Source organism: Enterococcus sp. C76, assembly GCF_040886985.1.
In the GTDB taxonomy this organism is placed as follows: Bacteria; Bacillota; Bacilli; order Lactobacillales; family Enterococcaceae; genus Enterococcus_B; species Enterococcus_B lactis.
In genome coordinates this window covers 199,116-221,996 of the sequence record NZ_JBFOEY010000002.1, presented here as the reverse complement: position 1 = coordinate 221,996, position 22,881 = coordinate 199,116, and the positions used below count along the sequence as shown (strand labels likewise).

Sequence of the window (22,881 nt, the reverse complement as noted above, 5' to 3'; positions counted from 1 at the left end):
AGTGTTAATCAACAATAAAGTAAAAGAGGTGGAGAAATGAATCCGACATTTGTTGCCATCGATATCGGTGCGTCAAGCGGACGACTAATGAAAAGTACGAGAAATGATGAAGGTTCTTTAGTCTTGGAAGAAGTACACCGATTCAAGAACGGCTTTCGAAAAAAAGACGGTCATGACCGCTGGAAGATCGATTATCTTATCGAAGAGATTTTGATTGGATTTGAAAAATTAAAGAAAACAGGGATCGATCGCTGTTTTGCAGGGATCGATACATGGGCAGTCGATTACTGTTTGATTGACAAACAAGGGGAACGGCTGAATGATCCGATCGCTTATCGGGACGATCGTACCGATGAAGCAGTAAAACAGTTTTCTGAAAGCTATTCTCTAGATAAGTTGTATGAGCAAACAGGGATTCAGATCCAGCCTTTCAATACCTTATTCCAATTGTTTGTCGAAGAAAAAGACCATTTGGCAAAAGCACATAAATTGTTATTGATTCCTGATTATTTAGGCTACGTCTTTACTGGCAATATGGTGACGGAAAAAACCAATGCGTCTACTATGCAGCTGCTGAATGCAGGGACAAAAGAGTGGGAAACAGAACTTCTTGAAAAAGTTGGTGTTTCGAAGGGATTATTTCCTCCATTGACAGAGCCGGGAACGATACTGGGAGATTTGCAAAAAGAAAAATTCTCAAAATATGATTTGCCAGATGTGACCTTTATCACAGTAGCAAGTCATGATACGGCGTCAGCTGTATTAGGCACACCAGGGCAAGGAGAACAGTGGGGCTATATCAGCAGTGGGACATGGTCGCTTTTAGGGATGGAAACAAAGATCGCCAATGTTTCTCGCGCCGCTTTTTCTGAGAATTACACGAATGAATGGGGCGCTCATAATACGGTGCGTTTCTTGAAAAATATCATGGGGATGTGGTTGATCCAGGAAGTTGCTCGAATGCAGGAGTACGAATACAGTTACGCGGAATTGGCAGAACTTGCTGCAAAAGAAAAGCCACTGCAACAAGTGATGGAAATCAATGACCCTCGATTTTTGAATCCTAAAAATATGATAGAAGAGATTCAGCAATACTGTTTTGAAACAGAGCAGCCAGTCCCTGTTTCACCGGGAGCTCTCGCTCGTTGTGTGTATGATAATCTTGCTCTTTGTTACGCACAAGAGCTGATCAAAGTAGAACACTTGACTGGAACGAAATTGGAAAAACTGCACATCGTAGGGGGCGGATCGAATAATCGCTTACTGAATCAATTGACAGCAGATTATGCCGGAATCATTGTAGAAGCAGGTCCTAGTGAAGCCACAGCAATCGGGAATGTAGCCATGCAAATGCTCAGTACAGGTCAGTTTTCGAATATAGAACAAGCAAGAAATGTAATCAAACAGTCGTTTCCATGTGAAACTTTTTACCCAGATGAAAATAAGCAAAACACGATGGAATGGTACGTGAATAAAATCAAAGGAGTAATCGTATGAACACGATTGAAAGAAATTACGAACAAGCAAAAGAAAGATATGCAACTATCGGTGTAGATACAGATGCTGTACTAGAAAAGATGCAAGACATCAAAATTTCTATGCATTGCTGGCAAGGAGACGATGTCAAAGGTTTCTTGACACCGGATGGCGAATTGACTGGTGGAATCATGGCAACAGGAAATTTCCCAGGAGCTGCACGGACACCCGAAGAGCTTAGACAAGATTTGGAGAAGGCATATTCGTTGATACCGGGCAAACATAAGTTGAATCTTCATGCTATCTATTTGGACACAGAAGAAGCGGTCGATCTCAATGAGATTGAGCCGAAGCATTTTGAGAAATGGGTAGAGTGGGCAAAAAAAGAAGAGATCGGTCTTGATTTCAACCCGACTTTCTTTTCGCATCCAATGATGAAAGACGGCTTTACATTAGCTCACCCAGATAAAGAAGTTCGTGAATACTGGATCGAACACGGGAAAAGAAGCCGCAAAATCGCAGAATACTTTGGAAAAGAAACTGGACAAACATGTATCAATAACTTTTGGGTACCTGATGGGATGAAAGACAATCCAATCGACCGTTTTACCCCACGGAAACGTTTGATGGAATCGCTTGATGAAATTTTTACAGAAGAGCTAGATGAAGGGTATGTACAAGATGCAGTAGAAAGCAAACTATTTGGTTTAGGCGCTGAAGCTTATACAGTCGGTTCCCATGAATTTTATATGGGTTACGGGTTGACTCGTGACAAACTTGTTTGTCTAGATGCTGGACATTTTCATCCAACAGAAGTGATTTCCAATAAATTGTCTTCCTTAGCTTTATTCAGCAAAGGAATCATGTTGCACGTTTCTCGTCCAGTTCGTTGGGATTCAGATCATGTCGTTTTGATGGATGATGAATTGCAGGAAATTGCTAAAGAATTAGTCCGTAACGAATTACTGGAAAAAACGAATATCGGTCTGGATTTCTTTGATGCAACAATCAATCGTATCGCTGCTTGGGTCATTGGTACGAGAAATACACAAAAAGCATTGATGAAAGCTATGCTGGAACCAGTTAAGCGATTGAAAGAAATGGAGCTGGCTTTTGACTTTACTTCAAGAATGGCTTACACGGAAGAATTGAAAGATTTCCCGTATGCCGATGTATGGAATTATTTCTGTTACAAAAATCAAGTTCCAGTTGGTTTGGATTGGCTAGAAGAAGTCCAAGAATATCAAAAAGACGTGTTGGGATTAAGAAAATAGGAGTGTGGCTATATTGAAAAAAATAGATATTTTACAAGCGCCTTATGTGAAAGAAATGATTGAAACGACATCGAATCTTTATCGCTTGGGATGGGATGAACGAAATGGCGGGAATATTTCTTATTTACTCAAAGAGGAAGAGATCACACCGTTCTTGGATCCTGAAAAAGTGACCCGCCGCATCTCGATGATTTTTGATGCCAGCCGTTTAGCAGGATGCTATTTTATTGTAACTGGTTCAGGAAGATATTTTAAAAATGTAGCGAGCGAACCTGCCGAAAACCTTGGAATCGTTCGAGTTGCCGAGGATGGCAAAACATTAGAGCTTTTGTGGGGGTTAGAAAATGACTGCCTTCCTACAAGCGAGTTGCCAAGTCACTTTATGAGTCATATCGCCCGTTTAGAAGTAGACCCAGATAATCGGATCGTTATGCATTGCCATGCTAGCCATTTATTAGCGATGAGCTTTACGCATGAATTAGACGAACGTTCCTTTAGTCGTACGCTGTGGCAAATGTGCACGGAATGCTTAGTTGTTTTTCCAGAAGGGATTTCCATCATTCCGTGGATGGTTCCGGGAACAAATGAGATTGGGGAAGCAACAGCTGAAAAAATGAAAGAAACTCGATTGGTTTTATGGCCGCAACATGGAATCTACGGGTCAGGAAAAGACATGGATGAAGTCTTTGGTTTGATCGAGACAGCAGAAAAGGCAGCAGAAGTCTATACGTACGTCAAAGCGCAAGGACCAATCTTGCAAACAATCACAGACGAGAATTTGTGGCGCTTAGCAGATGCGTTTGGTGTTACTCCGAAAGCAGGTTATTTGGAGGAAGTTCATACGAAAGCAGGTGTCTGACATGGTGAAAAAAGCCTTTTGCATGAAAGTTTACCCAGAAAAACAAGAAGAATACAAAAAAAGACATGATGAACTTTGGCCAGAGATGCGCACAGCGCTTCGTGAACATGGGGTCATCGACTATTCGATCTATCTTGATCCGAGTACCAGTTTATTATTTGGTTACCTAGTGGTCGAAGATGAAGAGTTATGGGGAAAAATGGCAAATACACCGATCAATCAAAAATGGTGGAAATATATGGAAGATATCATGGAAACAAATCCAGATGCCTCCCCAGTCAGCCGTGAATTGACGCCAGTCTTTGAACTGTAGCAACAAGCAACTGGGCAACCGGTTGCTTGAAGTTCTTTCATTTTTATTGTGAAAAATAATACAAATTAGGAGGAATAGAAAATGAGTAATCGAATGATTTTAAATGAAACATCGTATTTTGGAAAAGGAGCGATTGAGTCAATCGTTCCCGAATTTCAGCAGCGAGGATTCAGCAAAGCAGCTGTCATTACTGATAAAGGATTGATCGAACATGGCATAGCGACAAAAGTAACAGAGCTTTTGGATAATGCAGCAATCGATTATGTTTTATACGACGGGATCGTACCTAACCCAACAATCCAAAACGTAAAAGACGGAGTGGCTTTTGTTAAAGAGGCAGAGGCAGACTGTTTGATCGCAATCGGTGGAGGTTCGCCAATCGATACGGCAAAAGCCATTGGGATTATTTTGACGAATCCAGAGTTTTCAGATGTCATCAGCTTAGAAGGTGTTGCTGATACAAAAAATCCATGTTTACCTATCTTAGCTGTACCAACGACTTCTGGGACAGCAGCAGAGGTAACGATCAACTACGTCATCACAGATGAAGCAAATCACCGAAAATTCGTCTGTGTCGACCCTCATGATATCCCAATCGTTGCGTTCATCGACAGTGACATGATGATGGGAATGCCGAAAAAATTGGCTGCATCAACAGGGATGGATGCTATGACACATGCTATCGAAGGGTTGATCACAAAAGGCGCTTGGGAAATGACTGATATGCTGCATTTGAAAGCAATTGAAATCATTGGTCATTCTTTGGAAGCTTCTGTAGAGGGTGATCAAAATGGACGAGAAAAAATGGCATTAGGACAATATATTGCAGGAATGGGCTTCTCAAATGTAGGTTTAGGACTGGTACATGGGATGGCTCATCCGTTAAGTGCATGGTACAACATCCCACATGGTGTAGCGTGTGCAGCGCTCTTGCCAACGATCATGAAATATAACAAAGAATATACTGGAGAAAAATACCGTGAAATCGCTCTTGTACTAGGAATCAAAGGAGCAGCTGAAATGTCTTTAGAAGATGTAAGAGATGCAGCTTGCGGTGAGATCGATCGATTGAGCAAAGCGGTTGGAATCCCAGCGACCATTTCTGAGTTAGGTGTAAAAGAAGCGGATATCCCAGCAATTGCAGAAGATGCTTTGCGAGATGTATGTACACCAGGAAATCCAAGAGAAACGACAGTAGAAGAAATTATTGCCTTATATCAAAGCTTGATGTAAAAATGAAGCGGATCTTTAACTTTGAGTTGCCTATAAAGAGAAATAGCAGTTTGTATTCGGTTATCTCTTTTAAATTGATGATATTTCCGCTATAATTTTTCTTATAAAGAAATAGGAGAATATTATATGGAAAATAAAAAACCTTATGGAACTGTATTGATCAAAGCTTCTAAAATACTAGACTATTTAGCGGAAAATCCAGACATCTCTTTGCAGACGATCGCAAAGGGTGTGGGAATGACTTCTTCTACAGTCTTGAAAATACTAGATACTTTACTGATGATCGGCTACGTAAATAAAAATTCAGAGAAAAATTATCGTTTAGGTGCAAAGCTTATTCGCTACGCGAATAAAAACATTGAGCAAATCGATTTGGTAGAACTGACTTTACCATTTTTAGAACAGTTGCAGCAAAAGATCGATGAGACTATCCACTTAGGGGTATTGGACAACAATGAAATCTTGTATGTGAACAAACTAGATCCAAAACATCAAACGATCCGTATGTCTTCAAAAATCGGAATCACCCGACCATTATACAATTCTGCGATGGGTAAAGCCGTATTAGCAGAATTCAGTGAAGAGCAGTACACTGATTATCTTGAAAAACATCCGTTGATCCCTTACACGGAGTACACGATTACCAATGCCTTGCGTTTGAAAAAGGAAATCCAAACGGTAAAAGAAACCCACGTTGCATTTGACGATGAAGAAATCGAACGTGATATTTTTTGTATAGGAGCCTCAATCGTGAAAAATGAACAAATCATTGGTGCATTTAGTGTAAGTATGCCGAAATATCGTTTAACAGATGAGACAAAAGAACAAATAATCAGTGCCCTCAAGCAAACAAAAAGCGAAATCGAGCAAAGAATTCAAAAATAATGAAAAAAGCGTTTGCATTTTTTCTTTTCTGCCGTATAATATGGGTATGGATTTCCAAGTTATAAAATAAAATTTCTAAATAGGAAATAGGTGGAGAAGATGAAAAAAATTGATATTTTATCTCGATTGAAAAACGCCGGAGTGATTGCGGTGGTACGCGGAAAAAGTAAAGAAGAAGCTTTGAATGCTTGCCACGCAATCATCAAAGGTGGTCTAACTGGTATTGAGTTGACTTTTACAGTCCCTCAAGCGGATCAAGTAATCAAAGAACTTTTATCATTCTATAAAGACCAACCAGAAATAGTGATTGGCGCAGGCACAGTATTAGACGCTGTCACAGCTCGCTTGGCTATCTTAGCTGGCGCAGAATATATTGTTAGCCCTTCCTTTGATCAAGAAACGGCAGAGATGTGCAATCTGTATCAAATTCCTTACTTACCAGGATGTATGACGATTACCGAGATCAAAACAGCCCTGAAAAGCGGGGTAGATATCGTCAAACTATTTCCTGGAAGCGCTTATGGACCAAGTATCATTTCTGCCTTCAAGGCACCGATGCCTCAAGTCAATATCATGCCAACTGGTGGTGTGAGTCTGGACAATATGAAAGAGTGGTTCGATGCTGGTGTCGTAACAGTCGGAGTAGGTGGGAACCTTTTAGCACCTGCAGCTACAGGAGATTTTGACAAAGTAACGGAAGTCGCGCAACAGTATGCAGCAAAAATGAAAGAAATCAAGAGGTAACTGCTTATGGGAAAAGTAGTGACACTCGGAGAAATCATGTTGCGATTATCCACAGAACAGGGAACCCGCATCGATTCAAGTGAACGATTCGCAGCCCATTATGGCGGAGGGGAAGCAAACGTAGCAATTTCTTTAGCTAATTACGGACATGACGCGGTTTTTGCTACCAAAGTACCTGATAACGCGTTGGGAAAAGCAGTCAAAAAGCACTTGCAATGTTATGGAGTAGATACGAAACAGGTATTATCTGGTGGTCCAAGACTAGGTACTTATTATATGGAAACTGGTAGTGGCGAACGCGCCGCCTCAGTGATCTATGATCGTGCCGGATCAAGCTTTGCTGAAATGGATCATTTGGAATGGTCGCTAGAGGAGTTATTCCAAGGAATAGATATATTTCATGTTTCAGGAATCACCCCAGCTTTGTCTAAAAAATGGCAAAAAATGACGAAACAAGTGATAGAAGCTGCAAAAAAAGCCGGCTGTCTGATCAGCTTCGATATCAACTATCGCGGGAAATTATGGACACAGCAAGAAGCCAGCGAAGTAATCCATCAGCTTTTACCTTTAGTAGATATCTGTTCAGCTGGAAAAATGGATGCTCTTTATTTGTTAGGTATCGAGAAAGCGCCAGAAGCAGAAGAACAACCGCTAATTTATTATTATCAAAAAATGCAGGAAAAGTTCCCGAATATCCAGGTGTTTTATTCGACCAAACGTACCGTTCATTCAGCAAGTGAAAATGAATTGAAGGGGACATTGTGGATGAACCATGAATATGTGGAATCCCATGTCCATAGAATCACCCCAATCGTGGATCGAGTAGGTGGCGGAGATGCTTTTGCAGGTGGCGTGCTCCATGGGATTTTATCCAATATGCCCCCGCAAGAAATCATTGATTTTGCTACGGCAGCTTCTGCCTTGAAGCATACGATCCATGGGGACTGCAACCAATTCAGTCAAGAAGAAGTCGCACAATTTTTAGCATGCGGCTCTGGAAAAATCATTCGATAGAAGGAGTAGAAGAAAATGCAAGAAATGGAAACACGTTATACACACAGTCCAGAAGATATCCGTCATTATTCAACAGAACAATTGAGAAAAGAGTTTTTAGTAGAAAAGGTATTTGAACCAGGAAAAATCAGTTTGACTTATACGCACAACGATCGAATGATCTTTGGTGGCGTGACACCTACTGAAAAAGAATTAGAAATCACATTAGACAAAGAACTAGGTGTTGATTACTTCTTAGAACGTCGTGAACTAGGTGTGATCAATATCGGTGGACCAGGATTCATCGAGATCGATGGGCAAAAAGAAGAAATGAAAAAACAAGACGGCTATTATATCGGAAAAGAAACACGACATGTCGTATTTTCTTCTCAAGATGCTGAAAACCCAGCTAAATTCTATATTAGTTCTGTTCCAGCTCATCATAAATATCCAAATGTAAAAATCAGTATCGACCAAGTAAAACCAATGGAAACTGGTGAAGGTCTGACATTGAATGAACGTAAAATCTATCAATACATCCATCCAAATGTATGCGAAAGCTGTCAATTACAAATGGGTTATACGATTTTAGAACCAGGAAGTGCTTGGAATACGATGCCTTGTCATACACATGAACGTCGTATGGAAGCGTATGTCTACTTTGATTATGCCAATGAAGATACACGTGTGTTCCACATGATGGGCAAACCAGATGAAACAAAACATTTAGTCGTAGACAATGAACAAGCCATTATTTCACCAAGCTGGTCGATCCATTCAGGTGTAGGTACAAGCAATTACTCATTCATCTGGGCAATGTGCGGAGAAAACATCACCTATACAGACATGGATATGGTGCAAATGGATCAATTAAAATAAGCATAAGGGAGAGAAAATGATGGAATTTAATATGGATATGTTTCGTTTAGATGGAAAAGTAGCATTAGTCACCGGTGCCGTCTATGGTATTGGATTTGAGATTGCACGCTCTTTAGCTACAGCAGGAGCAAAAATCGTATTTAATAACTTGAATCAAGAATCAGTTGATGAAGGTATAGCGCATTATAAAGAAGCGGGCATCGATGCAAAAGGTTATGTCTGCGATGTAACCGATGAAGAAGCGGTTCAAGCAATGGTTCAGCAAATCAAAGAAGATGTAGGTTCAGTTGATATTCTAGTCAATAATGCAGGGATCATCAAACGGACACCGATGATCGAAATGGATGCGGCTGACTTCCGTCAAGTGATCGACGTGGATTTAAATGCTCCATTTATCGTTTCAAAAGCAGTTATTCCAGATATGATCGAAAAAGGCGGCGGTAAAATCATCAATATCTGTTCCATGATGAGTGAATTAGGACGCGAAACAGTCAGTGCTTATGCTGCGGCAAAAGGCGGATTAAAAATGCTGACGAAAAACATCGCTTCTGAATACGGTCAATACAATATCCAATGTAATGGAATTGGACCAGGTTATATTGCTACACCGCAAACTGCTCCATTACGCGAAACACAAGAAAACGGTGAACGTCATCCATTCGATCAATTTATCGTTGGACGTACGCCAGCAGCACGTTGGGGCGAGCCAATCGATTTGGCTGGGCCATCTGTCTTCTTGGCTTCTAGCGCATCGGATTTCGTTAACGGCCATGTCTTGTATGTAGACGGCGGCATACTTGCCTATATCGGAAAACAACCTTAAACGAGGTTTAGTACACTGTTTAGTGGAGAGGTTATGAAATCAGCAGCTTGAACGAATACCGAAGGACAGCTGATCAAACATCATTTATTTGAAAAAAAGGAGTATGACGTAAATCAGTCATACTCCTTTTTCTGTGCGTCTTCCATACTTCACTAAGTCGATTCCTCTTGCTTCGCACCAATCCTTCACTGGACCGGAAAAGATGAGAGATTGTTGGTGGAGGGTCGCGATATTCGTTGCGCCGACCATGGTATAAAGCAGACGAAGTTCCTCTTGCCATTGTTTCATTAGCATAATGGTTTCTTCTACGCCATGATTCATCAGGTGAGTCAATACAGTTCCTGAAGTGCCCACTGCTTTTGCGCCTAGACAAAGGGCCTTAAATATGTCATAGGCATTGCGGATACCTCCGGAGGCTAGGATTTCCATAGAAGTGTCTGCTTCATTTGCTTCAAGCAATGAGGCGACTGTCGATTGCCCCCAATCAGCTAGATAATTCAGTTCTCGCTTGGAGCGACGGGCATTTTCAATCTGGGTGAAACTTGTCCCGCTTCGACCGCTGATATCAACTGTATGAACCCCTAAAGAAGCTAAATCTTTGATCGTTTCTCTTGTCATGCCAAACCCGACTTCTTTTACGATGAGGGGGACATCAATGGCTGTTTGAATCTCTTGGATAAGTGCTTTCCAGTTAGTAAAATCACGGTCTCCCTCAGGCATGACCAATTCTTGAGGTGCATTCAAATGAATCTGTAAGGCATCTGCGTGAAACAATCGGATAGCTTCTTGGGCTCTTTCGACAGAAGTTCCTGCACCGATGTTGGCAATGATTTTCCCGTGAGGATATTCTTGTCGCACAATTGTATAAGTATCGGCTAAAGAAGGGTCCTTCAAGGCAGCGCTGACTGAACCAGTGGCAATCATCAAATCTGCTTCTCTTGCGACGATTGCAAGATCTTGGTTGATTTTTTTTGTTTTTTCGCTTCCGCCTGTCATCGCATTGATATAAAACGGGCTGCTTAGTGTAAACCCAGCTGCCTGTGTACTTAGATCGACATCAGCAACTGCTGTTTGCGGCAAAGGATTATGAATGACCCGTACGAAATCAAATTCATTTTTTTGCTTATCATGAAAGGCTTTAGCTAGTGAAACATGTTCATCTTTTCGATTCATCGTTTTTCCTTTCTTTGATCGCTATAGACATGTAACGGTAGGGGGGTGATTTCTGCTTTTTCCCATGCACTCATTAAAGGAAGGATGCCAGATTTCTGATCAACGATTACGATGCCGCAATCCCCACCACCTGCACCGGAAGACTTTGCAGCCCCTTCATACTGTTCAGCTAAATTACATAATTTATTCAAAGCAGGCGTTTCGATAACAACCCCGGTGATAGCCGATAAATCATGCAGTAATTGTCGGTTTTTTCGAATCATCTGTTGGATCAACGTAACATTATCTTCTTTAAACCCTTTGATCATTTCGTTGACGCATTCTGTACTGTTTTTTAAGAAAAGCTGATAAGCCACCATTTTATCTTCTCTCGAACGGTGAACTTGATCGACCAAATCAGAGGTAGAGGCAGGGCTACCCGTCCAACCAATCAATAAACGTAAATCTTCAGGAGCAATCAATGGCTCAATTGAGAGACCTGGCCAATCCATGGCAAGTAACTGACTGATGGAATGCTGAGTTTCTTGTTCTTGGAGCCAAGGATGGTCGAAGGTCGAGAAGGCGATCCAGCCACCATAACAGCTAGCAGCGATGTCGCCGCAAGAACCATTATCTTGAACTGCTAAATTAGCGAGTGCTGCGATCTTGAAAATCTCTAGCTGAGATAAATTCAATGCGTAAAAAACATTCAAGGCTTTGACCGTTGCAACAGTAACGGCGCCGCTAGAACCTAATCCGTATTTCCGACCATTTGAACTGTCTAGCTCGCTTGTTACTTTCAGATCATAAAAGGATAAAAGAATGTTTTTTTCTTGTGCATACTTTTCAGTCAATCGAATAGCAGCAAGGATATAATGAAAAGGATTTTCCCGAATATCTAAAACTAATTCCCCGTTACGTCTTGTCCAACGTATGGGCATCCCGCTATATTGTGCAGATTGAATACTTCCGACTTTTCGTGCGGACTCTACAGTGACTGTCACGAATTGATCGACTGCAGCGATAACTGCCGGATGACCTGTTTCAACAACTGCATATTCTCCGGCAATATAGAGTTTGCCTGGTGCAGATACTTCAATCATAAAAATCTCCCTTTATTCAATAATCGCAATTCCTGGACCAGCATGGGCAGTAATTACTTGTTCTTTGCTAAATAATTTGGTAAATGTTTCTTGTACCTCAGATAAATGGCTGTTTTCCACTAAAACTTTGACATTAGGGCCAGCATCCATCGTAAAGTAGCATGGAATGCCTTGCTTTCTCAATTGCCGCACCGCATCCATCGCTTTTAAGCTGTCAGGAGACCAGTAAGTGAAAGGTGGTTGGGCAGCTAAAGTCGTTCCGTGCATTTTTAGTCCGTTTCTTTCCATCGTTTCTCCGAGAAGTTGGAAATCTTTTGTTTTGATTGCTTGTTTCAATTGATATAGATCCCCTTCAACGGAATCTAACCAGCCTTGATAAAAACTGGATGTTTCGACTGTCCGCCGCATCCCATTTCTGCTAGACACTTCTTTTTTCTGGTCGTTGATCAAAATGAAAACCATTGCTAGATCGTCTTCGAAAGAATCAGAAGGGACTGGCTTGGCATAAGAGCTTAAGTCATCATGACCTTTTTCCCATTCGACGAAACCACCAAAAATACTTCGGCAAGCTGAACCAGACCCGCGTCGAGCAAATCTTGAAAGAGAAAGATCGTCTAATCCAAGCTTAAGGGCAGTATTACAAGCGCCTGCTAAAGCAGCTAGCCCGCTAGCAGAGGATGCTAATCCGGCTGCGGTAGGAACGAAATTCTGACTGATTACTGAAGCTTTTAGTGAGATGCCGGCTTCTTTACGAAAAAGGTCAAGAAACTGACTAACTTTTTTTGTTGCTTTTTCGTCTTGCAAGGTGTCATCTAGATAAAATTCATCTGCTATATAGCTATCAGAAAAGATGACTTCTGTTTCGGTATAAAATGCATCCAATGTCAACGAAAGACTGTTGTTCATCGGAAGGATGAGTGCTTCATTTTTCTTACCCCAATATTTGATTAGGGCAATGTTGGTATATGCGCGTGCTTTGCCTTTAAACATAGGTATGTACTCCTAATCCTTGTATCCAAGTTTCAGCCGCACCCGCATCTTCAAGTGCTTGACTGATTTCTTGGGCTTTTGTTTTTGTTTGTGCTAATGCAATCATGCAGCCACCGCGTCCGCCGCCAGTTAATTTAGCACCTAATGCACCGGTATCTTTAGCTGTTTGGATCAGTAAATCAAGGAAATCGTTGCTGATCGTCAGTTTTTCCAGAAGTGATTGTGATTCATCCATTGTTTGAGCTAACATTTCTGGTGAATTTTCAATGATTGCTTGCTTCGCTTGCTTTGTCAAGTATCCTAATTTTTGGATCATTTGTCCAGTTTCATGTGGTTGTCTTTCAAACAGGTGAGCGACATCTTTGACGGCTTCTCTTGTTTGTCCTTTGATTCCTGTATCAGCGACAATCAAAAAAGCATCGATATTCAAAGAAAAATAATCAAAAGGATGCCCTTTTGTAAAATAAATTGGCTGCAAGCTGCTAGTAGCGGCTGCATCGATCCCACTAGGATTGCCATGTGCGATTTTTTCCGAAAGTTGTACTTTCTCTAATAGTATTTCACGAGACAAAGGGAGTGCTAAGTAATCATAAAAAGCACGAGTAACTGCTGTGGCGACCGCAGCACTTGATCCCATTCCACGTTCAGCAGGAATCGTGCTTTCGATGGTTAGTTGCAAGTTTTTATGGATATCATGCTCTTTTTTTAAATGGATGAATAATTTTTTGATATTTTTTAATGTATGAGGAGCTTCGGCTAAATTTCCTGAATAGTAGGAAGAAACCAATTGATCGTCCATTGCATCCAGCTCTTCAAGGAATGCGGTGACTTTTGTTGCATAAAAAGGAAAGGCAATCGCCGGTTCTCCATAAACAACCGCGTGCTCGCCCATCAAGATAATCTTTCCGCTTGATTCTCCTTGGCCATAGTTTGCCATAATCTAACTCCTTCTCACGTAAAAGTGATTTTTAAGCAAAAAATAAAGCGCCCAAAACGAGTTGCGCTGCTTCACGAAATTTTTTGTCCGCTAAGGGTCTCAAAAAACATTCCTTCTTTATTTTACTAAAATCATCCCAGAAGTAAAACTAAGAATACGTTTTCTAAAGGAAAAACCCTTTTTTCTTAAGAATTTTTTGACCTTTTTTCTTTTTTGACTAGAAAAAAATACAATTGACACTACTAGATATTGGGGGTATATTTAAAAAGGTTGGAGTTAAACACAATATTTAGTGATGAAGTGAGCTGGAGGTAAATGAGCGTGATCGTTTTAGCAGGTACAATTGGTGCCGGAAAATCAAGTTTGACAGAAATGATGGCTGAACACTTTGATAGTCAGGCATTTTATGAATCAATTGATGATAATGAAGTCTTGCCCTTATTTTATGCAAACCCTGAACAGTATGCTTTTTTGCTGCAAATTTATTTTTTGAATAAACGTTTTGCAAGCATCAAACAAGCAATGAAAGATGACAATAATGTATTGGACCGTTCGATTTATGAAGATTCGCTGCTTTTCCATCTAAATGCAGATCTAGGAAGAGCGACGGAAACGGAAGTTCGTGTGTATGATGAACTGCTGGAAAACATGATGGAAGAACTGCCCTATGCTGCCCATAAAAAACACCCGGATTTATTAGTTCATATTCGTGTATCTTTTGATACGATGCTGGAACGGATCGAGAAACGTGGTCGTTCGTATGAACAATTGTCCTTTGACCCAAGTCTGTACGATTATTACAAAGAATTGAACAGACGGTATGATCAATGGTATGAAGAATACAAAGAAAGTCCAAAAATCCAAATCGATGGAGATCGCTATAATTTTGTGGAAGATCCTCAAGCAAAAGAAGAAGTCTTGAAAATGATCGAAGAAAAATTAGCAGAAATCCGCCAAACTGAATTAGCTATTTGATTTAAAGCTACTCAAAAAAAGGATGCTCCTTTATTTGAGTAGCTTTTTTCTTTATACTAGAAACAAATATCAGGAGGATGGAGTATGCGGGAAAAACACTATTTTAATCAAGAACGTAATTTTTGGATCAATATACAGCAAGATGATGTGCTAGCTGTTAAAAATTTAAAAGAAGAATATGGCATCAGCGATGAGATGCTGACTTATTCTCTAGATAAAAATGAGCGGGCACGCGTAGAGTATGACTCTTTTGATGAAGCGTTACTACTTGTATCAAATGTCCCACACCAACAAAAAGTCGATAACCATTACGAAACTAGTCCTATTGCTTTTATTTTAAAAGAAGATGGTTTGTTTACATTTACCACGCCGAATACCGAGTATGTGATTCGACTGATTCGATCACTTTTGGAGCGAATGCCAGACATGAGTGTATACAGTTTATTGTTTCGTACATTATTTTTAATTTCCGATTCCTTTTTTCCTTTAATCGAGGAAGTAAATAGCGAACGTCAACGGCTCAACCTAAAGTTAAGGGAAAAAACAACAAACAAGAATCTACTGCAACTTTCAGATTTAGAGATTGGTTTGGTTTACTTAGTTACAGGAACAAAACAAAATGTAGTACTTTTGGAACAAATCAAGGCATTAGCCATTTATCGCAAGTTGTCAGAAAAGGAAAAGGAAGAGTTGGACGATGCACTGATCGAAGCACGACAAGCAGTTGAAATGACGAACTTAGCTTCGCAGATTTTAGATCAGCTTTCTGGCACTTATAATAATTTACTGAATAACAATTTAAATGACACGATGAAGTTTTTGACTGTCTGGTCGTTGATCTTGACTGTACCGACTATTGTGACAGGATTTTTCGGGATGAATCTTAAGCTACCATTTACCCATTCTGTTTTCGGATGGGGAATCGCCTTGATCATCAGTCTGGTTTTATCTGTTTGGATGCTCATTGCACTATGGCGGCGGATTCGTTGATCTAGTCTTTGATCTGCAAACCAAGGGCTTGAGCAATCACAAGTGCTTGCTCCTGGTTGACGATCAGTCCTGCCAAATAATCTTGAGATAAAGCAATGGCAGTGAAGAAATTAGTCGTAAAGTCTAATCCCTTCAGAGAAGTTCGGAACCAATTCGAACCAGTTAACTGATTGTCAGACAAAAAAAGATTTTTCCAAGTGACCTCATAAAATTCGCTGTCTTCTAACTGGCAATGATCGAAGGATACGGCTTTCAAGTTTGTGCTACTAAAGGAAGCCATCGAAGCAATGCAGTCAGTGAAAGTGCAGTCTCTAAGATAACTTTCGGCAAAATTCGTACCTGTTAATTTACATTGATGAAACACGACTTGGTGGAAACTGCCACCAATCCACTCCAGATTGGAAAAATCACACTTTTCAAAAATGACATTACTACATTCAAAATGACGTAAAACTGTTTTTTGCATGGTCAGTTTTCGGACATGACTCTCTCTTAATACCATATTTTTGGCATCAAGATAGCTTTGATCACCTCCATTGATCAGAAGACCAGAGAGGATTTCTTCATCTTCTAAATAAAAATCTCCTTTTGTCAGAGGAGGAAGAGAAGGTGGGATAGGTTCGATTTTTTTCATGTGGGTTCACCTCGTTTTTCTTTAGTATAGCAAAGAAGCGGGAATCACTGCTAGAAAGTCTGCTAGACCAATCATTTTCAAAAAAGGAAGAAAAACTGTATGAAAAACATTGACAGAATGATTGGTTTTTGCTATACTACGATGGTTGAGAAATAAAAGCAGAAGCACCCGCTTCTCGCCTTAGTTGATAATGTCACTGGGCTAGATAGTTTTCACTGGTTCTATTAGGTGAAGTACGCGCGGGTTCTGTAAGAGAACTCGTTTTTTTATTGCCGTTTATTCGGTAAGCTTTTCTTTCTCTCATAATATTTGGAGGTGAATGACCATAGCAAAGGATATGATGGTTAACGACGGCATTCGTGCACGAGAGTTACGATTGATCGGTTCAGATGGTGAGCAATTAGGAGTTAAGACAAAAGCAGAAGCATTGAATATTGCAGAACAAGCAAACTTGGATCTTGTGTTAGTTGCCCCTGGTGCGAAACCACCAGTTGCGCGAATCATGGACTACGGTAAATACCGTTTCGAACAACAAAAGAAAGATCGCGAAGCGCGTAAAAAACAAAAAGTGATCAATGTAAAAGAAGTTCGCTTAAGTCCTACGATCGACTTGAATGACTTCAATACAAAACTTCGTAATGCACGTAAGTTCTTGGAAAAGGGCGATAAAGTGAAAGCTTCTATCCGTTTCAAAGGCCGTGCCATTACCCATAAAGAAATTGGTCAAAAAGTCTTGAATCGCTTAGCTGAAGAAACTGCTGATATTGCAACAGTGGAACAAAAAGCGAAAATGGACGGACGCAGCATGTTCTTGACGCTGGCACCGAAAAACGACAGTAAGTAATTTGAATGACTAACTGGCTGTTGGACAGCCGATAGTCGGATAACGAAAGATTTTGAGGAGGAAATATAGTCATGCCAAAACAAAAAACACACCGCGGATCAGCAAAACGTTTCAAACGTACTGGTAAAGGCGGATTGAAACGCTTCCGCGCGTTTACAAGTCACCGTTTCCACGGCAAAACAAAAAAACAACGCCGTCAATTGCGTAAAGCAAGCATGGTTTCTAGTGGCGACTTCAAGCGTATTCGCCAACAACTAGCAAAAATGAAATAAGAAGTACAAATAACAGAATCTGAAGATTTATTTTTATTAGGAGGAATTATACATGGCACGTGTTAAAGGTGGAACAGTAACTCGTAAACGTCGTAAAAGAGTGCTAAAATTAGCAAAAGGTTACTACGGTTCAAAACACACTTTATTTAAAACAGCAAAAGAACAAGTAATGAATTCATACAACTACGCATATCGCGATCGTCGTCAAAAGAAACGCGACTTCCGTAAATTGTGGATTGCTCGTATCAACGCAGCAGCTCGTATGAATGGCTTGAGCTACTCAAAATTAATGCACGGTTTGAAAGTTGCTGAAATCGACATCAACCGTAAAATGTTAGCTGACTTGGCTGTTAACGATGCAGCAGCATTTACTGCATTGGCTGACCAAGCAAAAGACGCTTTGGCTAAATAAGCTTACAAACATTGATTTATAAATGTTATCCCTGCTCATTAAGCAGGGATTTTTTTGTCTTAAATTTCCACCCAGAGGTTTAAGACAAACTCAATATTTACCCTTGAAATGAGCGATTAGTGTGAAAAAATATTGAAAATATTAGAAGATGAGTGAGAAAAACAGCGAATGTTGAAAATAATGAAAAATAAAAAGGAATAAAAATCGCTTTTAAGAGATATGTTAAGGATTTTTGTCTTAAGAAGAAAACTGAGTAACTCAAGCGAGACAAATATTTGAGTAAATTCTCCACCAATTTGATAATTGCCAAAAATAGTCCAGAGATATGCAAATAATAAAAGATGATTAAAAAATCTTAAATCGGAGATAGAACACAATAGATTTATAATATAAAGAGGAACAAAAGATTAACAAAGTATTTAGAAGAAAATAGCAAGAATTGAAAAAAGTTGGGCAATGTACTTTTGAAGAATTAGAAAAAATTGAAGGTAGACAATTATTAAAATTGTTGTTTCTTATGTCTTAGTATAAATATTGTTAAAAAGAAAAACGCTTGCAAAATGATATGTAATCATTTATAATTACATCAAATTGAATGGGTAGTTACTGATAAGGCAGGCTATACCTTACTACAAGTGAGATTTTATCACGTGTATTAAGGTATGCCTGTTTTTGCTTGTGCTCAAGGAGGTGAAACAGGTCTTGAAGATCAAAAAGATACTCAATAACAATGCAGTTCTGGTCGGAAAAAATGGGAAAGATTTTATATGGATTGGTACAGGATTAGGATTTCAAATGAAGCCAGGGTTAGAAGCTGATGAAAGCAAAATCGAAAAAATTTTTGTGTTAAAGGAAAAAACTTCTTATCAGCGATTTGAAAAATTGATTGCTTCTATACCAATTAAGTATTTTTCATTAACGGATGATATTATTCAATTGGCAAAGGATAGGTTGGATTACGAGGTAAGCGAAATGCTCTATATTTCTTTAACGGATCACCTATTCAATTTAATGAAGCTTTATCGACAAGGAATATCTCTTCATAATCGTTTATCTTGGGAAATCAAAAAAAGTTATCCGAAAGAGTTTGAAATAGGAAAACAAGCGTTACGATTAATAGAAGAAAAACTGAATGTGAGACTAGAAGATGAAGAAGCTGGCAATATTGCTATGCATCTAATCAATGCCCAGATTAATGAAAACGGCAATCAAAAATTTGATGCTAGGACCATTGCTAAAAAGATCCGTGATATTATTGTGATTATTCGTTTATCGAATAAGTTAACAATTAATGAAGATTCATTAGCTTACGATCGATTCATTACACATCTGCGTTTTTTCTTTCAACGTTTAGATGCAGAAGATCAATCAAAACCGAATCCATTATTAACGTATGTGAAAGAGCAATATCATCAAGCATTTCAGACAATGAAATTAGTAGAAGAGTACTTAGAATCAGCTTTAAATGATGATGAGCAATTATACTTAACCTTGCATATTCAAAAATTAATAGAGAACGATTAGGGTTGTTACTGGTAAAGCAGGCAAGACTGACAGAAGCTTTCTTAGGTGAAGGTCTTTGTTTGTCTTGCCTTTTTTAGTTGAAAATAGAAAGGAAGAAAAAAATGGCCTATGAAAAATTAGTAAAAGAAATCTTAAAAGATGTTGGTGGAAAAGAGAATATCAATGGACTGACTCATTGTATTACTCGTTTACGTTTCAACTTGAAAGATGAAGAAAAAGCAAATACAGAAGAACTAAAAGAAGTACCTGGAGTTGTGACCGTAGTTCAAAGTGGGGGACAGTACCAAGTTGTTATTGGTAATCACGTTCCGGATGTTTACAAGGAATTTATTGAACTTTCCGGGCTGTCAACAGAAACAGAAGTAGTTAAGGAAAAGAAAGGATTATTGGATAGCTTTATTGATATTATCTCAGGGATTTTTACACCTGTCCTAGGACTATTAGCTGCGACAGGGATGATTAAAGGACTGAATGTTCTATTTGTATCTTTAGGTTGGTTTACAAATACTTCGGGTACTTACGCCATTTTACAAGCTGCTGGAGATTGTTTCTTTTATTTTTTCCCAATCTTTTTAGGATACACAGCAGCAAAAAAATTCGGGTTGAATCAATTTGTCGGGATGGCTTTGGGAGCGGCATTAGTTTATCCCGCGATAGCAGGACTGACAGCTAGTGTAGAACCTCTATATACATTGTTTTCGGGAACGATTTTTGAATCACCAATTTATATTACTTTTTTAGGAATTCCAGTTATTTTGATGAACTATGGTTCAAGCGTTATCCCAATTGTCGTTTCAACTTTTTTTGGTAGCAAACTTGAAAAATCCTTAGCTCGCATTATTCCTGGTATATTAAAAAGTTTCTTAGTCCCCTTTCTAACAGTAATAATTATGGTTCCTTTAACTTTTATTATTATTGGACCCATAGCAACTTGGGCTGGAGATTTGCTAGGTGAGTTCGTCTTAACAATTTATAATTTTAGTCCAATTGTAGCAGGAATTGCTGTAGGAGCTATTTGGCAAGTTTTAGTAATGTTTGGTTTACACTGGGGAATTATTCCGATTGCAATCAACAATATCAGTGTCCTAGGTTACGATCCTGTGATGGTTTTAGGACAAGCAACGCCATTTGCAACTGCTGGAGCTGTGTTGGCGGTAATTATAAAATCTCGTAATGTCTCTGTTCGAGCAATCGGCATTCCGGCTTTTATTTCTAGCTTATTTGGCGTTTCTGAACCATCACTGTATGGGGTTACTTTACCACGAAAAAAACCATTCATTGCTACTTTGATTTCAGCCTCAGTTGGTGGATTAATAATGGGTATCTTCGGAACCAAGTCTTTCATTATGGGAGGAATGGGGATTTTTAGCTTACCAAATTATATTAGTCCTGAAAGTGGGATAGGAAGTGGATTTTATGGTTACGTTATTGCGATTGTAGTTGCTTTTGTACTGTCGTTCATCTTAACTCTAACTTTCTTATATGATCCAAAAGAAGACCGAGAAGCACAGAATAGAAGAGACAATGAAAAGAATAAAGTAGAGTCTAAGAAAAATGATTTGATGACAGAAGTAGCGGTCTCATTACCTATTGCTGGCGAAGTTTTTCCGCTATCAGAAATCGCTGATGCAGCATTCTCTACAGAATTATTAGGAAAAGGACTTGCTGTTCGACCAAGTGAAGGAAAAGTATATGCTCCTTTTGACGGTACAGTTGAAACATTTTTTCCAACAAATCATGCAGTTGGCTTGAAATCAGTAGATGGGATTGAACTATTGATCCACATTGGAATGGATACCGTGAATTTGGAAGGAAAATATTTTGTACCTAAGGTGAAGCAAGAAGATACGATTAAGAAGGGACAGTTATTGTTGGAATTTGATGGAAAAGCAATTCAAGAAGCAGGCTATTCCATTGATACACCAATTGTTGTTACAAATACGAAAAAATATTTGGATGTGGTAGAAAAAGTCGCAGAAAAAGAATTGATTATTATCAAATAAAGGAGCGAGATCATGCGAGCAATAATGATTATGTTCGATACTTTGTCACGAGAATATTTATCTAATTACGGAAATGAATGGATGAAGACTCCAAATTTTCAAAGATTAAGGGAACAAACAACAACTTTTGATCAATTCTATGGAGGTAGCATGCCTTGCATGCCAGCTCGTCGTGAGTTGCATACAGGACGCTATAATTTTATGCATCGTATGTGGGGGCAATTGGAACCTTTTGATCACTCTATCTTTGAAATTATGCAAAATAATGGGATTTATTGTCATTTAGTGACAGATCATTCTCATTATTTTGAAGATGGTGGGGCGACCTACCATAATCGTTATTCAACTTGGGAAGGATTTCGTGGGCAAGAAGGAGATCGTTGGATTCCCAGAAAAGCAGGAGAGAACCATCCTCAACAGAACTCTTTAAATAAGACAGGAATTTCTGTCGATCAACATTTTGCAAATCGAACCAAGCAATGCACTGAAGAAACAATGTCTAGTGTACAAACAATTCAAGCAGGACTAGAGTTTTTGGAAGCATACCGTACAGAAGATAATTGGTTCTTACAAATTGAATGCTTTGATCCTCATGAACCTTTTTTCGTTCCAGAAAAGTACCGAGAACTTTATCAAGACCAACCGACAGATCAACCTTATTTCTGGCCTAAATATGGACGAATTACGGAAGATATTACTGAAAATGACTTAACGGGAGTTCAAAAAGAATACGCGTCATTAATAAGTATGTGTGATAAACATCTAGGAAAACTATTGGATTACTTAGATGAAAATAATATGTGGGAGGACACATTAATCATAATTAATACGGATCATGGTTTTTTGTTAGGCGAACATGATTGGTTAGGAAAAAATGTAGCGCCTATGTATGAAGAAATTATCCACCTTCCATTTTTCATTAGTGCCCCAGATAGTAAAGTGGGAAATCATTGTCAAACTTTGAGCCAAACAATTGATATTCCAGCCACTTTACTGGATTATTTTGGAATTGAGAATGAGCTAGATATGGATGGGAAATCTTTACTACCTGCATTAAAAAATGAAGAAACACTGCTTCATCCGGAAATTATTTTTGGTACGAACGGCGGACATGTGAATATTTATGATGGACGTTATGTGTATATGCGAGCATCTATTTACCCTGATAATGGTCCAATTACTATCCAGACTTTAAATTATTCTATGATTCGAGGTTTTCTAAAAAAAGAAGTTTTAGATCAATTAACACTTAAGCCAGGGAATCGTTTTACAAACCAATATCCTTACACCGAAATACCAGTATCAACATATATTGATTCATATTCTATTGGACATTTGTTATTTGATTTGAAAAATGATCCTAAGCAAGAACACCCAATTAAAGATAAAAAAATCGAAAACAAAATGATTCGAAAATTAGTAGAAATTATGGATCGAATTGAAGTACCAGATAGTGAATATGAACGATTAGGACTCGTAAAATAGAGAAGAAATTAGCGAATCTTTAGTAAAAATTTCTAAGGATTCGTTCCTTTTTCGGTAAAAGTGAATAAATAAGGAGTTCAG

Annotated in this window: 23 protein-coding genes and 1 other annotated feature; of the genes, 18 read left to right on the top strand and 5 right to left on the bottom strand. The window is 39.0% G+C overall.

Annotated features, from left to right (window positions below; all coding sequences use genetic code 11):
* Positions 1–36 precede the first annotated feature (36 nt).
* The 10 genes from rhaB to AB3I00_RS03485 all read left to right on the top strand — a co-directional run bounded on the left by rhaB (position 37) and on the right by AB3I00_RS03485 (position 9,479).
* Positions 37–1,497 carry a rhamnulokinase gene (gene rhaB, locus AB3I00_RS03530; RefSeq protein ID WP_002336141.1) on the top strand — a complete coding sequence of 487 codons (1,461 nt, stop codon included), beginning with the start codon at positions 37–39 and terminating at the stop codon, positions 1,495–1,497.
* Positions 1,494–2,750, top strand: coding sequence for an L-rhamnose isomerase (gene rhaA / locus AB3I00_RS03525; RefSeq protein ID WP_002315597.1), 1,257 nt, complete (start codon positions 1,494–1,496; stop codon positions 2,748–2,750). Before rhaB ends, rhaA begins: the two co-directional genes overlap by 4 nt.
* 13 nt (positions 2,751–2,763) lie before the next feature.
* Positions 2,764–3,609, top strand: coding sequence for a rhamnulose-1-phosphate aldolase (rhaD, locus tag AB3I00_RS03520; RefSeq protein ID WP_002293380.1), 846 nt, complete (start codon positions 2,764–2,766; stop codon positions 3,607–3,609).
* 1 nt (position 3,610) lies between these two features.
* Positions 3,611–3,922 (top strand): L-rhamnose mutarotase, encoded by a 312-nt coding sequence (gene rhaM, locus AB3I00_RS03515; RefSeq protein ID WP_002293379.1) that lies wholly within the window; start codon positions 3,611–3,613, stop codon positions 3,920–3,922.
* Between the two features lie 81 nt (positions 3,923–4,003).
* Positions 4,004–5,155, top strand: coding sequence for a lactaldehyde reductase (gene fucO, locus AB3I00_RS03510; protein WP_070703909.1), 1,152 nt, complete (start codon positions 4,004–4,006; stop codon positions 5,153–5,155).
* Between the two features lie 126 nt (positions 5,156–5,281).
* Positions 5,282–6,040, top strand: a complete 759-nt coding sequence (locus tag AB3I00_RS03505) for an IclR family transcriptional regulator (protein WP_002293373.1) — start codon at positions 5,282–5,284, stop codon at positions 6,038–6,040.
* Between the two features lie 99 nt (positions 6,041–6,139).
* The gene (locus AB3I00_RS03500) at positions 6,140–6,784 is read left to right on the top strand and encodes a bifunctional 4-hydroxy-2-oxoglutarate aldolase/2-dehydro-3-deoxy-phosphogluconate aldolase (protein WP_002288242.1); all 645 of its coding nucleotides are present in this window, start codon (positions 6,140–6,142) and stop codon (positions 6,782–6,784) included.
* A gap of 6 nt (positions 6,785–6,790) precedes the next feature.
* Positions 6,791–7,798: a sugar kinase gene (locus AB3I00_RS03495; protein ID WP_086286310.1), complete on the top strand. Its 1,008-nt coding sequence runs from the start codon at positions 6,791–6,793 to the stop codon at positions 7,796–7,798.
* 15 nt (positions 7,799–7,813) lie between these two features.
* Positions 7,814–8,656 carry a 5-dehydro-4-deoxy-D-glucuronate isomerase gene (gene kduI, locus AB3I00_RS03490; RefSeq protein WP_002288239.1) on the top strand — a complete coding sequence of 281 codons (843 nt, stop codon included), beginning with the start codon at positions 7,814–7,816 and terminating at the stop codon, positions 8,654–8,656.
* Between the two features lie 19 nt (positions 8,657–8,675).
* Positions 8,676–9,479, top strand: a complete 804-nt coding sequence (locus AB3I00_RS03485) for a gluconate 5-dehydrogenase (protein ID WP_002320630.1) — start codon at positions 8,676–8,678, stop codon at positions 9,477–9,479.
* Positions 9,480–9,596: 117 nt separating this feature from the next.
* On the opposite strand, the gene fni is transcribed toward AB3I00_RS03485, so the two are convergent.
* From fni to mvk, 4 genes are read right to left on the bottom strand one after another with little or no spacing between them, the layout of a single operon-like run.
* A complete protein-coding gene (gene fni / locus AB3I00_RS03480) occupies positions 9,597–10,652 on the bottom strand; it encodes a type 2 isopentenyl-diphosphate Delta-isomerase (RefSeq protein WP_123837548.1) in 1,056 nt (351 codons plus the stop codon).
* Entirely contained in the window at positions 10,649–11,734 is a 1,086-nt protein-coding gene (locus AB3I00_RS03475) for a phosphomevalonate kinase (RefSeq protein ID WP_111231668.1), read from the bottom strand. The genes fni and AB3I00_RS03475 overlap by 4 nt, the downstream gene beginning before the upstream one ends.
* 12 nt (positions 11,735–11,746) lie before the next feature.
* A complete protein-coding gene (mvaD, locus tag AB3I00_RS03470) occupies positions 11,747–12,724 on the bottom strand; it encodes a diphosphomevalonate decarboxylase (RefSeq protein ID WP_002293367.1) in 978 nt (325 codons plus the stop codon).
* On the bottom strand, positions 12,717–13,661 hold the full coding sequence (gene mvk, locus AB3I00_RS03465; protein WP_002341068.1) for a mevalonate kinase: 945 nt from the start codon (positions 13,659–13,661) through the stop codon (positions 12,717–12,719). Before mvk ends, mvaD begins: the two co-directional genes overlap by 8 nt.
* Before the next feature lie 315 nt (positions 13,662–13,976).
* Here mvk and AB3I00_RS03460 point away from each other — a divergent pair, with 315 nt between their 5' ends.
* Together AB3I00_RS03460 and AB3I00_RS03455 are read left to right on the top strand one after the other, a co-directional pair.
* Complete coding sequence (locus AB3I00_RS03460) at positions 13,977–14,636, top strand: deoxynucleoside kinase (RefSeq protein ID WP_002293362.1); 660 nt, start codon at positions 13,977–13,979, stop codon at positions 14,634–14,636.
* An 84-nt stretch (positions 14,637–14,720) separates the two neighbouring features.
* A complete protein-coding gene (locus AB3I00_RS03455; protein ID WP_002313988.1) occupies positions 14,721–15,626 on the top strand; it encodes a magnesium transporter CorA family protein in 906 nt (301 codons plus the stop codon).
* Position 15,627: 1 nt separating this feature from the next.
* Here the strand turns inward: AB3I00_RS03455 and AB3I00_RS03450 are convergent, their stop codons facing one another.
* Positions 15,628–16,260, bottom strand: a complete 633-nt coding sequence (locus AB3I00_RS03450) for a pentapeptide repeat-containing protein (protein ID WP_368024780.1) — start codon at positions 16,258–16,260, stop codon at positions 15,628–15,630.
* A 150-nt stretch (positions 16,261–16,410) separates the two neighbouring features.
* Positions 16,411–16,536: a sequence feature (ribosomal protein L20 leader region), on the top strand.
* Positions 16,537–16,579: 43 nt separating this feature from the next.
* Here AB3I00_RS03450 and infC point away from each other — a divergent pair.
* The 6 genes from infC (at position 16,580) to AB3I00_RS03420 (ending at position 22,800) form a co-directional block, all read left to right on the top strand.
* Positions 16,580–17,104 carry a translation initiation factor IF-3 gene (infC, locus tag AB3I00_RS03445; protein WP_002293357.1) on the top strand — a complete coding sequence of 175 codons (525 nt, stop codon included), beginning with the start codon at positions 16,580–16,582 and terminating at the stop codon, positions 17,102–17,104.
* A 71-nt stretch (positions 17,105–17,175) separates the two neighbouring features.
* Positions 17,176–17,376: a 50S ribosomal protein L35 gene (gene rpmI, locus AB3I00_RS03440; RefSeq protein WP_002289309.1), complete on the top strand. Its 201-nt coding sequence runs from the start codon at positions 17,176–17,178 to the stop codon at positions 17,374–17,376.
* Between the two features lie 52 nt (positions 17,377–17,428).
* Entirely contained in the window at positions 17,429–17,788 is a 360-nt protein-coding gene (gene rplT / locus AB3I00_RS03435) for a 50S ribosomal protein L20 (RefSeq protein ID WP_002293355.1), read from the top strand.
* Positions 17,789–18,490: 702 nt separating this feature from the next.
* A complete protein-coding gene (locus tag AB3I00_RS03430) occupies positions 18,491–19,312 on the top strand; it encodes a PRD domain-containing protein (protein ID WP_368024779.1) in 822 nt (273 codons plus the stop codon).
* Positions 19,313–19,413: 101 nt separating this feature from the next.
* Positions 19,414–21,315 (top strand): beta-glucoside-specific PTS transporter subunit IIABC, encoded by a 1,902-nt coding sequence (locus AB3I00_RS03425; RefSeq protein WP_368024778.1) that lies wholly within the window; start codon positions 19,414–19,416, stop codon positions 21,313–21,315.
* A gap of 12 nt (positions 21,316–21,327) precedes the next feature.
* The gene (locus AB3I00_RS03420) at positions 21,328–22,800 is read left to right on the top strand and encodes a sulfatase (protein WP_002329700.1); all 1,473 of its coding nucleotides are present in this window, start codon (positions 21,328–21,330) and stop codon (positions 22,798–22,800) included.
* Positions 22,801–22,881 lie beyond the last annotated feature (81 nt).

Bases quoted from the DNA above. Each gene is read 5' to 3' on its own strand.
- AB3I00_RS03420 (WP_002329700.1), top strand. From the start codon at position 21,328: ATGCGAGCAATAATGATTATGTTCGATACTTTGTCACGAGAATATTTA.
- fni (WP_123837548.1), bottom strand. From the start codon at position 10,652: ATGAATCGAAAAGATGAACATGTTTCACTAGCTAAAGCCTTTCATGAT.
- AB3I00_RS03460 (WP_002293362.1), top strand. From the start codon at position 13,977: ATGAGCGTGATCGTTTTAGCAGGTACAATTGGTGCCGGAAAATCAAGT.
- rhaA (WP_002315597.1), top strand. From the start codon at position 1,494: ATGAACACGATTGAAAGAAATTACGAACAAGCAAAAGAAAGATATGCA.
- AB3I00_RS03455 (WP_002313988.1), top strand. From the start codon at position 14,721: ATGCGGGAAAAACACTATTTTAATCAAGAACGTAATTTTTGGATCAAT.
- AB3I00_RS03425 (WP_368024778.1), top strand. From the start codon at position 19,414: ATGGCCTATGAAAAATTAGTAAAAGAAATCTTAAAAGATGTTGGTGGA.
- AB3I00_RS03485 (WP_002320630.1), top strand. From the start codon at position 8,676: ATGGAATTTAATATGGATATGTTTCGTTTAGATGGAAAAGTAGCATTA.
- rhaM (WP_002293379.1), top strand. From the start codon at position 3,611: ATGGTGAAAAAAGCCTTTTGCATGAAAGTTTACCCAGAAAAACAAGAA.
- AB3I00_RS03495 (WP_086286310.1), top strand. From the start codon at position 6,791: ATGGGAAAAGTAGTGACACTCGGAGAAATCATGTTGCGATTATCCACA.
- AB3I00_RS03450 (WP_368024780.1), bottom strand. From the start codon at position 16,260: ATGAAAAAAATCGAACCTATCCCACCTTCTCTTCCTCCTCTGACAAAA.
- mvaD (WP_002293367.1), bottom strand. From the start codon at position 12,724: ATGTTTAAAGGCAAAGCACGCGCATATACCAACATTGCCCTAATCAAA.
- fucO (WP_070703909.1), top strand. From the start codon at position 4,004: ATGAGTAATCGAATGATTTTAAATGAAACATCGTATTTTGGAAAAGGA.
- AB3I00_RS03500 (WP_002288242.1), top strand. From the start codon at position 6,140: ATGAAAAAAATTGATATTTTATCTCGATTGAAAAACGCCGGAGTGATT.
- infC (WP_002293357.1), top strand. From the start codon at position 16,580: ATGACCATAGCAAAGGATATGATGGTTAACGACGGCATTCGTGCACGA.
- AB3I00_RS03475 (WP_111231668.1), bottom strand. From the start codon at position 11,734: ATGATTGAAGTATCTGCACCAGGCAAACTCTATATTGCCGGAGAATAT.
- rpmI (WP_002289309.1), top strand. From the start codon at position 17,176: ATGCCAAAACAAAAAACACACCGCGGATCAGCAAAACGTTTCAAACGT.
- rplT (WP_002293355.1), top strand. From the start codon at position 17,429: ATGGCACGTGTTAAAGGTGGAACAGTAACTCGTAAACGTCGTAAAAGA.
- mvk (WP_002341068.1), bottom strand. From the start codon at position 13,661: ATGGCAAACTATGGCCAAGGAGAATCAAGCGGAAAGATTATCTTGATG.
- rhaB (WP_002336141.1), top strand. From the start codon at position 37: ATGAATCCGACATTTGTTGCCATCGATATCGGTGCGTCAAGCGGACGA.
- AB3I00_RS03505 (WP_002293373.1), top strand. From the start codon at position 5,282: ATGGAAAATAAAAAACCTTATGGAACTGTATTGATCAAAGCTTCTAAA.
- kduI (WP_002288239.1), top strand. From the start codon at position 7,814: ATGCAAGAAATGGAAACACGTTATACACACAGTCCAGAAGATATCCGT.